We start from the raw sequence: 10,796 nt of genomic DNA, 5'->3' as shown, positions 1-10,796 counted from the left end.
GCGCTTAACGCGCCGCATCCGCCGCTTTCAGCGCCGCCGGCCGCATGTCCTGCCAGTGCGTTTCGATGTAGTCGATGCACTCGCCGCGCGACGCCGGCCCCATCAGCACGCGCCACCCCTGCGGCGTATCGGCAAACTGCGGCCACAGCGAATACTGCTGCTGCGCGTTGACCAGCACGGAGAAACGGAGGCTTTCGTCATCGAACGGGTTTTGTTGTTCCTGAGTCATTTTCATTACCTGTCTGTCAAAATGTGGGATTACTTCATTGCGGAAAGCAGCCGGCGCACGCCGTCCACCAGGCCGCCGCGCCAGCAGAGCGCGTCATGTCCGCCGGAATACACGCGGTAGTCGGCGCGGTGCCCGGCCGCCGTCAGCGCCTGGTGCATCTGGCGATTGACGAATTCGATGTCCGCCTCCCGATCGCCGGCCTGTTGGATCACGGTGAGCTTGGGTGCCGCCGCGTTGCGCTGCCGAACCTGGCGTATCAGCCAGCCTTCCTCCAGTTCGTGGCGTTTTTCGAACTGGGTTACAAATTGCACCGTAGGCCACCAGAAAGAGCCGGACTGGCTCAGCACGTGGCCGAAGCGCTCTGGCCAGTGCAAACCGGCGTATAACGCCGCCAGCCCGCCGTAGCTCTGGCCGGCGACCACGGTGCGCGCCCCAGTCTCGCTGAACGCTTCGCGGCGCTGCGCCTGCGGCAGCAGTTCGTCGATCACCGCCTGCCAGAAGACGGCGTTGCAGGGCAGCTCGTTTTCCCGGTATTCACCATCGATCGCATCGATCAGCAACCAGCACGCGGGCGGCAACTGCCCTTTTGCGGTTTCGTTCTCGATCACCGGCAGCAGCGCATGCCTTTCGATCCAGTTTTGGCCGTCGAGCAGCAGCACCAGCGGGCGGTTCGCTTTCACCGCCGCGTCGCCGCTGGCATACAGCCAAACGCGCCGCTGGTTACCCAGCCGTTCGCTGAGCCACTGAAATCGCTGTAGCCGCGCCTCATCCAGCGGCCGATCGGCGGCCTGCCAGGCGCTTTGATCGTCGGCATCCGGTCCTTGCGCCAGGGATACGGGCCGCGGGCGATGAGACGGCCCCAGCGAGAGCCGATTCAGCGGATCGGCGATCGCCAACGGGAACAGCGATACCCACCAGGCACGCTGCTGGCGGTCGCGTAACGTTTCGTCGTCGCTGAAGACGGGGGGAGATCTCGCTCGGTAATGGGGATCAGGCTGTAGCTGCCGCGCCAGCGGCGATCGATAACGGCCGAGCCGTACCAAACGTCGGTGCCGGGGAGCCGAGTCAGGCTGCTGGGGGACGTGCTGTGGTGATCGGTAATGCCGTTGATATCGGCGTAAACGCGGCATATCGGCGAGTGCCGTTCATCGCCGGCGGGGTCGCGCCATAGCCAGGTCATTTTGATGTGGCGTTCGTCGAGCGCGTCGACGATGGGCGTGCCCTGCGCGGCAACCTTTTGCCACCACGCGGATTGCCCTGCCGCCTCTTCACGCAGCCATTGCGCCGCCAATCCCTCAAGGTCGTTTCCTGGCCTCTTTTCCGGCAAAAACTCCATAGCACCCCTTACATAACATGAGTGATTTTTACAAAACCTGACAATCGTATTGATACTCATTATCATTTTCAATACTATTTGTCGGATTTTTACCGTCGTGCACATACGGCGTCTCCGCGTCGACGGGTGAATACCGCTCGCCGATATTTCGGGGTTTATCAGGGTGGCATAACACACAACGCAGGTATGCAGGAGAGATAATGAAGATTAAAAACAAAGGGATAGCTAACGGGAATGCGGAGGCGATGTCCGCCAGGCGTCTGTTGCTGGGATCGGCGCTGGCGTTATTGCCCTTGGCGCAACACGCGTCTGCGGCAGCGGACGAAACGATTTTGGTGACCGCCGACGCGCAAAACAGCGTGACCGCGCCGGTCAAAGGGATCGTCGCCAAAGAGAGCGCCGCCGGCACCAAGACCGCCGCCTCTCTGCGCAAGACGCCGCAGTCCATCTCGGTGGTCACGCGTGAGCAAATGAACGACCAGGAGCCGGCATCGGTCGCCGACGCGCTGAACTACACCAGCGGGGTAATCACCACCTACCGCGGCAACTCCAACCGCAATGACGAAGTGATCAGCCGTGGCTTCCGCTATGCGCCCAAGCTGCTCGACGGCCTGCACTTTGGCCTCTCGAGCCAAAACGGCGGCGCCGGGCAGATCGATCCCTGGCTGCTGGAGCGCGTGGAGATGGTGCACGGCCCGGCCGGCGTGCTGTACGGCCAGGTCAGCCCCGGTGGCGTGGTGGTGATGACCAGTAAACGCCCTACCGCCCAGAGCATTCACGAAGTCAAATTCAGCACCGGCAACCGCCATCTGGCGGAAACGGCGTTCGATTTCGGCGGCAAACTCAACGACGACAACACCCTGTTCTATCGCCTGAACGGTATCGCCAGAACCGAGCACGAGTTCGTCAAAGACAGCAAGCAGCAACGGGTGGCCATCGCGCCGGCCTTCACCTGGCTGCCGAACGAAGACACCAGCTTTACGCTGCTGACCAGCTACCAGAACGATCCGAAAGCCGGGTCGCGCAACTTCCTGCCGCGCGCCGGCACGCTGTTCCCGACCAGCGCGGGCTATGTGCCCTATGACTTCAACGTCAGCGAGCCCAGCTTCAACAAATCGCGGCGCGAGCAGGCGTCGATCGGTTACAGCCTCGAGCACAACTTCAGCGATGCGCTGTCGTTTACCCAGAACCTGCGCTTCACTCACCGCGATGAAGACTATAAATATCTGGTCTATAACGTAAATTCTGACGTTAACGACCACACCGTGACGCGCAGGGCGCAGCATGAAACGCAGATGACCAACGAGTTTGGCGTGGATAACCAGCTGAAGGGCCTGTTCGATACCGGCGAGGTGAAACACACCGTGTTGGGCGGGCTGGATTACCGCTACAGCCATAGCGATTCGAAGATGTATCGCGATCGCGGCAACGATTACCCGATCGACTGGGCCAACCCGGTTCGCCCCAGCATTGATGGCAGCGCGCTGACGCTGGTTTCCAGCGAATTGAAGACGCTGAATCAGGTCGGGGTGTATTTGCAGGATCAGCTGGAGTGGAATAACTGGAACCTGCTGCTGTCCGGCCGCCAGGACTGGTCGCAGGTCAACACCCGCGATCGCACCGCCGGCGGCAAAGAGCAGACCTACAACGATGCCCAGTTCACCGGCCGCGCGGGCCTGCTCTACGCCTTCGACAACGGCATTTCGCCGTATGTCAGCTACAGCACCTCGTTCGATCCTAACCTGTATCCGAGCGCGCCGGGCGCCGATCCGCTCAAGCCGACCACCGGCAAACAGACCGAGGTGGGCGTGAAGTACCAGATCCCGGGCGGCAATACCCTGCTGACCCTCTCCTGGTTCGACATTACCCAGCGCAATGTGGCGTCCTATAACCGTCTCACCTCCGCCTACGAGCAGATTGGCGAGGTGAAATCCAAGGGGATTGAGGCGGAAGTGCACGCTCAGCCGACGCCGGCGATCAAGCTGACCGCCGCCTATACCTACACCGACGTAGTGACCAAAGACTCCAACTCGGCGGACGAAATCGGCCACAGCCCGGCGGGCATCCCGCGCCACGCGGCGTCCGCCTGGGGCAGCTACAGCTTCCTGAGCGGCGCGCTCAACGGCCTGACCGTCGGCAGCGGCGTGCGTTACATCGGCGATGCGCCGGCCGACGCCACCGGCCAGTACGACGTGCCGCACTACACGCTGTACGACGCCATGGTGAAGTATGACCTCGGTCAGGCTTCGTCGGCGCTGCGCGGCGCTGCGCTGCAGCTCAACGTGCAGAACCTGACGGACAAGAAATACGTTTCGTCGTGCAGCGGTGAGTACGCCTGCTTCTACGGCAGCGGCCGCAGCATTATCGCTTCGGTCAACTACCGCTGGTAACGACAAGGGGCGGCCATCGCCGCCCCTTTCTTCCGCCTTTCTCGCCGCCTTTACTCCTGCTTCAATTCCCGCAAGTGTTTGTACACCGTGGCGCGCCCCATCGACAGCACGTTGGCGATGTAATCCGCCGCGCTTTTGGCCTTGAACGCCCCCTGATGATAGAGATCGCTGACCAGCCGCCGTTTCTGCTCGCGGCTCAGCGCGCCGAGCGCAGCGTTCTCGCGCCGCAGCCAGTCATGCAGGAAGGTGTTGATCTTCTCCTGCCAGTCGTCTTTGAACAGCTGTTGCGGCTGCGGCTGCAATCGCGTGACCGATAAAAACATATCCAGCGCATTGCGGGCGTCCTCGAACATCGCGGTGCTCAGGTTGATGCACAGCAGATAGCTGGGCTTGCCCTGCTCGTCGCGCGCGGCGATGCTCACCGAACGCATCTTTTTGCCGTCCCAGTTCAGCTTTTCATAGGGGCCGGTCACGCCGGTGCCGCCATCGAGCTCGAAGTCTTCCAGGCCGGCGTCATCGCCCGGTTTGCGCTTCGACAGGTTGTTCGCCAGATAGGCAATCTTGTTGGTGGCCAGATCGTGGATCACCACTTCCGCATTCGGGAAAAACAGCGCGGCGATGCCGTCGGCGACCGATCGCAAAAGGTCGAGTTGAGAAGAAGAGTTCGGCACGCTGGGGGTCTCCGTATAGCCCGGTTTGGTTTGCGGTTCAGCCGCTTAGCATACCGCAGTTGCCGCCGCTTGCCGAGCGGAGCGGCGGCAAGCGGCGGCAAGCGGCGTATCCTTCGCCGGTTATTCCGCCTCGGCGCCGCGCCGATAAAACACGTAGCTCTCGCGCGCCACGCTGTCGCGGACCCGATAGCGCCAGATCAGGCCGAGCGTGGTAAACCACAGCGGCATGCTGCACAACGCGATCAGCGTATCGCTATCGAACACCATCAGCACCAGCGTAAAGGCGAAAAATGCCAGCGTCAGCCAGGCCATCGCTACCCCGCCCGGCATTTTGAAGTGGGAAGCGGCGTGCAGATCCGGCCGCTTCTGGCGATACACCAGGTAGGCGACCAAAATCATGCCCCAGCTGTAAACCACCAGGATCGCCGCCACGGTAGAGACGATGGTGAACAGCGTCATGACGTTCGGCACCAGTACCAGCAGCAAGGTGCCGGCCACCATGCAGAAGCAGGAAAACAGCAGGCTGCGGATCGGAATGGCCGTGGTGCGCGACAGAATGCGGAACTGACCGTGGGCATGCTTTTCCATCGACAGACTGTACAGCATGCGGGTGCTGGAATACACCCCGCTGTTGGCCGAGGACATCGCCGAAGTCAGCACCACGAAGTTGATCACCGCGGCGGCGGCCGGCAGCCCCGCCCGATCGAACAGCATCACGAACGGGCTGCTGTCCGGCGAAATGTGGCTCCATGAGGTGACGGCGATAATGGTCAGCATCGAGCACACGTAGAAGACGATGATGCGGGCCGGGATCGCGTTGATCGCCTTCGGCAGCACCTTCTCGGGGTTTTTGGTCTCCGCCGACATCGTGCCCAGCAGCTCGATGCCGGTGCAGGAGAAAATGGCGATCTGGAAACCGGCGAAAAAGCCGAAGATGCCGTGCGGCATGAAAATGGCGGGATCGGTGACGTTATGCAGCGAAGCGGTCACGCCGTCCGGCGAAGTCCAGCCGCTGAACACCATCCAGGCGCCGGTAGCGATCAACGCGACGATCGCCACCACCTTGATCATCGCGAACCAGAATTCGGCCTCGCCGAACATCTTGACCGACAGCATGTTGAACAGACACAGAAACCCCAGCGTCAGCAGCGCCGGCAGCCAGGGCGAAACGTTCGGCAGCCAATATTGCACGTAGCCGCCGCACACCACCACGTCGGCAATGCAGGTTACGACCCAGCTCAGCCAGTAGGACCAGCCGAGAAAAAAGCTGGCGCGCGGCCCCAGGTATTCGGAGACAAAATCGGCGAACGAGCGGTAATCGAGCCGGGTGAGCAGCAGCTCCCCCATCGCTCTCATCACCATGAACATGAAAAAGCCGACGATGGCGTAAGTCAGCACGATGGAGGTGCCCGACAGCGCGATGGTCTTACCGGAGCCCATAAATAGCCCGGTGCCGATGGCGCCGCCGATCGAAATCAGTTGAATGTGGCGCGCACTCAGCCCGCGCTGCAGGGTTTGGGCACAGTGAGGCCCCTCGGCTGAACCTGGGCTCAGCCGATCGCAGTGGTTTTTTGTCATGGTGTTACCTGTCCGTCGTTAAGGCGATTAAGCAACCGATGCGCGGTTGCAGCAGGAATGAAACGCCCGCGGGCGCTCTAACCGGCAAAAAAATTGAGACCAAACGCTGCCCGCCCCGTTGTGACAGGGAGGTAATAATAATGGGTACCAAGAAAATGCTCTCGTGAGCCGTCGTATCGCCCACGTTTGGCGTACAAAGCCTGAGCGTGGTGGGTAAACACTACAATATCAAATGGTTATACTTTCCCTTGTGCAACAAAAAAACGACGCCGGAGCCGTTTTAACATTAATTTAACTCTGGCGAGGGGAAATGCCATTGTCAACATGGCAGTTAAATAAAATGAAACTTTTTGATCACATTCAAGCTTCTGAAAAATAGATAGAAAGGGTTTTTATGCGCTTTATATGCATAAATTATGCATGTGATCGCTCACCGCCGACAAAAAGTAATTAACTATTCATTTACCGCTCTGCAGGCGGCGAAAAACCGTCCGCTGGCCCGATGAGAGGGGGGCTAACAACCGGCATAATTAGTGGTAAATTTAGCGTCGCAAAGTGTTATGCGCTTGCTAATCCACGGTTAAACGAAATAAATACCTCTAATATATAAAGGTTGGTTATGGAAAAGCTATCCTACGCTTCAGACAGCAGCACCACCGCTTGGGCTACATATCTGCAACAAATCGATCGCGTCGCCCCTTACCTCGGTGACCTGTCACGCTGGGTTGATACGCTGCGTCACCCTAAGCGCGCTTTGATTGTCGATATCCCGCTGCAGATGGACGATGGCACCATCCGTCACTTCGAAGGTTTCCGCGTACAGCACAACCTGTCGCGCGGGCCGGGCAAAGGCGGCATCCGCTTCCACCCTGACGTCGATCTGAACGAAGTGATGGCCCTGTCCGCCTGGATGACCATCAAGTGTGCCGCGGTCAACCTGCCGTACGGCGGCGCCAAGGGCGGTATCCGCGTCGACCCGTTCAAACTGTCTGAAGGTGAACTGGAGCGACTGACCCGCCGCTACACCAGTGAAATCGGCTTCATCATCGGGCCACAGAAAGACATTCCTGCGCCGGACGTCGGCACCAACGCCAAAGTGATGGCCTGGATGATGGACACCTACTCCATGAACCACGGCACCACCATCACCGGCGTGGTCACCGGCAAACCCATCCACCTCGGCGGCTCCCTGGGCCGTGAGAAAGCGACCGGCCGCGGCGTGTTCGTCACCGGCAGCGAAGTGGCCAAGCGTCTGGGCGTGCAGATCGAAGGCGCCAAAGTGGCGGTACAAGGCTTCGGTAACGTGGGCAGCGAAGCGGCCCGTCTGTTCGTCGGCGTCGGCGCGCGCGTCGTCACCATCCAGGACCACTCCGCTACCCTGTTCAACGCCGACGGCATCGACCTGGCCGCGCTGACCGAATACCAGGCCAAGCACAAGCAGATCGCCGGCTTCCCTGGCGCCAGCGAGATCGAAAGCGAAGCGTTCTGGTCGGTCGACATGGACATCCTGATCCCTGCGGCGCTGGAAGGCCAGATCACCCGCCAGCGCGCCGAAATCCTCAGCGCCAAACTGGTGCTGGAAGGGGCTAACGGCCCAACCTTCCCAGAAGCGGACGACATTCTGCGCTCCCGCAACATCACCGTGGTTCCGGACGTTATCTGTAACGCCGGCGGCGTAACGGTCAGTTACTTCGAGTGGGTGCAGGACATGGCGAGCTACTTCTGGAGCGAGTCCGAGATCAACGAGCGCATGGACAAGATCATGACCGACGCGATGGTCCACGTCTGGAACAAGGCCTCCGAGAAAGAGTGCAGCCTGCGCACCGCCGCTTACATCGTGGCCTGTGAGCGCATCCTGACCGCACGTAAAGAGCGCGGCATCTACCCTGGTTGATACCCGTATTCCGGCCTGCCCCGGCAGGCCGGATTTTCCTCAGCGCAAACAGCGTTTCAACACCTTACCGGTACTGGTCATCGGCAAGCGTTCGACAAACTCGACGATACGCGGATACTTGAACGCCGCCAGCCGCTCCCGGCTCCAGGCGATCAGCGCTTCTTCCTCGATCGGTTCTTCCGTTTCCTTCAATACCACCACCGCTTTGATCTCTTCGCCCAGCGAAGGATGCTCGACACCGATCACCGCCACCAACGACACCGCCGGATGGCGAATCAGCGCCTCTTCAATCTCGCGCGGATAGACGTTGAACCCGCCGCGAATGATCATGTCCTTGGCACGATCGACGATAAAATAGAAGCCGTCGGCGTCGCGGCGCGCCAGATCGCCGGTGCGAAACCAGCCGTTTTCCAGCACCTCCGCCGTCGCTTCGGGGCGATTCAGATAGCCTTTCATGATGTTGTAACCGCGCACCGCGATCTCCCCCACCTGATCGACACCGTCGATCGGCTGCCCGGTGACGTCGAGCAAGCGAACCTCCACGCCCCAGATCGGTTGGCCGATGGAGCCGGGTTTGGTCACGCGGTGCGGATGGTTAAAGGTGGCGACCGGACTGGTTTCCGACAGCCCATACCCTTCGAGAATGTTGACGCCGAAGCGGCGCGAGAAATCCTCCAGGATCTGCACCGGCAGGCTGGCGCCGCCGGACACCGCCATACGCAGCGTGCTGCGCAAGCGTTCGATATCCGTGTGCTCATCCAGCGCATTCAACAGCGCCCAATACATGGTCGGCACCCCGGCGAAAAAGGTGATGCCGTGCCGTTGCATCAGCGCGATGGCCTGTGCGGCGTCGAAGCGCTCGACCAGCACCAGGGTGGCGGCGGCGGCAAATCCGGCGTTCATCTGCACCGTCGAACCAAACGTGTGGAACAGCGGCAAGGTTACCAGGTGACGATCGGGATTCGCCTCTGAGCCGTCGAACAGCCGCACCGATCCCAATGCGTTGAGCACCAGATTGGCGTGGGTCAACTCCGCACCCTTGGCCCGGCCGGTGGTGCCGCTGGTATAGAGCACCACCGCCGTGTCGCTTTCGAGCGTCGCGGCAGACGCGAACTCAGTGGACTGTGCGGCTATCGCCTGGCTGAAACGCTCCCCCTCGAGCGGCAGCCGATCGCCGATAATAAACACCTCGCGGCATTGTTCCGCCTTCGCCGCCACCCGCAGCGCCTCTTCCCCCAACGGCAGAGTGCTGCTGCCTTCGAAACAGAACAGCGCCACCGCCGCCGAATCCGCCAGGTAATAGTCGAATTCGGCGCTTTTAAGCAAAATATTCAGCGGCACCACCACGGCGCCGCTTTTGAGGATGCCGTAGTAGATAGCCGGAAACTCCGGCCGGTTTGTGCAGGCCAGCGCCACCCGTTCACCGGGCTGCACGCCGCGCGCGACCAGCAAATTCGCCACCCGGTTGGCCATTTCATTCAGCGCCCGATAGCTGAGCGGGATATCGTCCTGTATCACCGCCGGCCGCTCCGGCCAGGTACGCGCACTCTCTTCAAGCAAGGTTGCCAGATTCAGCATCGGGGATTCTCCCTGGGGTTGAGCGACGAGAAAAGCGCCGCAGTATCACGAGTATAGATAGGCGCTTTGCGGTTCGCATTCCAAGGGGGGCTGGGCTATACCTTAGGCATTCCCCCTCCTGCAGGAGTTGTGATCATGAGCAAGAAAAAGATCCTGATGCTGGTCGGCGACTACGCCGAAGATTACGAAACCATGGTGCCGTTCCAGGCATTGCAGATGATCGGCCATTGGGTGGACGCCGTGTGCCCCGGCAAAGCCGTCGGCGACTATATCCAGACCGCGATCCACGATTTTGACGGCGCGCAGACCTACAGCGAGAAATCCGGCCACCGTTTCACCCTGAACGCCGACTTCGCCGCCGCCAAAGAAGAGCACTACGATGCGCTCTTGATCCCCGGCGGTCGGGCGCCGGAATACCTGCGTCTGAACCCCGACGTGATCGCGCTGGTACAGGCGTTTGACGCCGCGAAAAAACCGATCGCCGCCGTTTGCCACGGTCCGCAGCTGCTGGCGGCGGCCGGAGTGTTGAAAGGCCGCACCTGCAGCGCCTACCCGGCCTGCGCACCGGAGGTGCGGCTCGGCGGCGGTCATTATGCGGAGATCGGCATCGATCAGGCGCACGTCGACGGCAATCTGGTCACCGCCCCGGCCTGGCCGGCGCATCCGCAGTGGCTGGCGAAGTTCGCTGAGGTATTGGAGCAGTAATGCGGCGCTAACGGAGCTGCTCGATCAGAAAATGGATGTCGTACAGCCAGCGTTTGGCGCGCGCGGAGCGCACCAGCATAGACACGCACAGCGGCCGGGTGTGTTCTTTACAGGCGGAGGGAGAAAACCAGCGCCCGGTATTGCTCGGCGGCTGGAAATACAGCTCGTGGTTATAGTTGCCGCTGTCGACGCCGAAGGTGTCGAAGTAGCGGCGCATCAGCGTGTTGGAGTCGCTGAACGACAGATTGAGCACGGTGTTAATCTCGGTTTCCGGGGTGATGGCCACGCCCTTCTGCAGCCGCCCTGATGCGTTGAAGGCGGCGATAAGCGCGATGACCTGTTGCTGAATGTCTTCTGCCATGACGACCTCGAGCCGATATGAAGAAAAAGTGAGTGCAATTACCTGTCTGACTCT

At 60.8% G+C, this 10,796-nt stretch carries 8 protein-coding genes and 1 pseudogene; 3 read left to right on the top strand and 6 right to left on the bottom strand.

Annotated features, from left to right (window positions below; translation table 11 throughout):
• Positions 1 to 4: 4 nt before the first annotated feature.
• Together ACMGF7_RS19790 and fes are read right to left on the bottom strand one after the other, a co-directional pair.
• Positions 5 to 229, bottom strand: coding sequence for an MbtH family protein (locus ACMGF7_RS19790; RefSeq protein WP_004937955.1), 225 nt, complete (start codon positions 227 to 229; stop codon positions 5 to 7).
• A gap of 29 nt (positions 230 to 258) precedes the next feature.
• Positions 259 to 1,565: pseudogene (fes, locus tag ACMGF7_RS19785) on the bottom strand (enterochelin esterase).
• Between the two features lie 200 nt (positions 1,566 to 1,765).
• Here fes and ACMGF7_RS19780 point away from each other — a divergent pair.
• Positions 1,766 to 3,955 (top strand): TonB-dependent siderophore receptor, encoded by a 2,190-nt coding sequence (locus tag ACMGF7_RS19780; RefSeq protein WP_076741239.1) that lies wholly within the window; start codon positions 1,766 to 1,768, stop codon positions 3,953 to 3,955.
• Between the two features lie 50 nt (positions 3,956 to 4,005).
• Here ACMGF7_RS19780 and ACMGF7_RS19775 read toward each other — a convergent pair whose 3' ends face one another.
• Both ACMGF7_RS19775 and ACMGF7_RS19770 read right to left on the bottom strand, forming a co-directional pair.
• A complete protein-coding gene (locus tag ACMGF7_RS19775; protein WP_004937967.1) occupies positions 4,006 to 4,626 on the bottom strand; it encodes a helix-turn-helix transcriptional regulator in 621 nt (206 codons plus the stop codon).
• 120 nt (positions 4,627 to 4,746) lie between these two features.
• Positions 4,747 to 6,204 carry an amino acid permease gene (locus ACMGF7_RS19770; RefSeq protein WP_273874554.1) on the bottom strand — a complete coding sequence of 486 codons (1,458 nt, stop codon included), beginning with the start codon at positions 6,202 to 6,204 and terminating at the stop codon, positions 4,747 to 4,749.
• A 619-nt stretch (positions 6,205 to 6,823) separates the two neighbouring features.
• Between ACMGF7_RS19770 and ACMGF7_RS19765 the strand changes: the two genes are divergently transcribed.
• Complete coding sequence (locus tag ACMGF7_RS19765; RefSeq protein WP_164094941.1) at positions 6,824 to 8,098, top strand: Glu/Leu/Phe/Val family dehydrogenase; 1,275 nt, start codon at positions 6,824 to 6,826, stop codon at positions 8,096 to 8,098.
• Positions 8,099 to 8,137: 39 nt separating this feature from the next.
• Here the strand turns inward: ACMGF7_RS19765 and ACMGF7_RS19760 are convergent, their stop codons facing one another.
• Positions 8,138 to 9,676, bottom strand: coding sequence for a long-chain-fatty-acid--CoA ligase (locus ACMGF7_RS19760; protein ID WP_049240972.1), 1,539 nt, complete (start codon positions 9,674 to 9,676; stop codon positions 8,138 to 8,140).
• Between the two features lie 135 nt (positions 9,677 to 9,811).
• Between ACMGF7_RS19760 and ACMGF7_RS19755 the strand changes: the two genes are divergently transcribed.
• Positions 9,812 to 10,381: a DJ-1/PfpI family protein gene (locus tag ACMGF7_RS19755; RefSeq protein WP_060445134.1), complete on the top strand. Its 570-nt coding sequence runs from the start codon at positions 9,812 to 9,814 to the stop codon at positions 10,379 to 10,381.
• Between the two features lie 7 nt (positions 10,382 to 10,388).
• Here ACMGF7_RS19755 and ACMGF7_RS19750 read toward each other — a convergent pair whose 3' ends face one another.
• On the bottom strand, positions 10,389 to 10,742 hold the full coding sequence (locus tag ACMGF7_RS19750; RefSeq protein ID WP_004937980.1) for a DUF1493 family protein: 354 nt from the start codon (positions 10,740 to 10,742) through the stop codon (positions 10,389 to 10,391).
• Positions 10,743 to 10,796 lie beyond the last annotated feature (54 nt).

It is taken from the genome of Serratia sp. BNK-17, assembly GCF_048684935.1.
Lineage (GTDB): Bacteria > Pseudomonadota > Gammaproteobacteria > Enterobacterales > Enterobacteriaceae > Serratia > Serratia nematodiphila.
The sequence above is the reverse complement of the archived record's forward strand: the minus strand, read 5'-3'. Positions and strand labels throughout refer to the sequence as shown.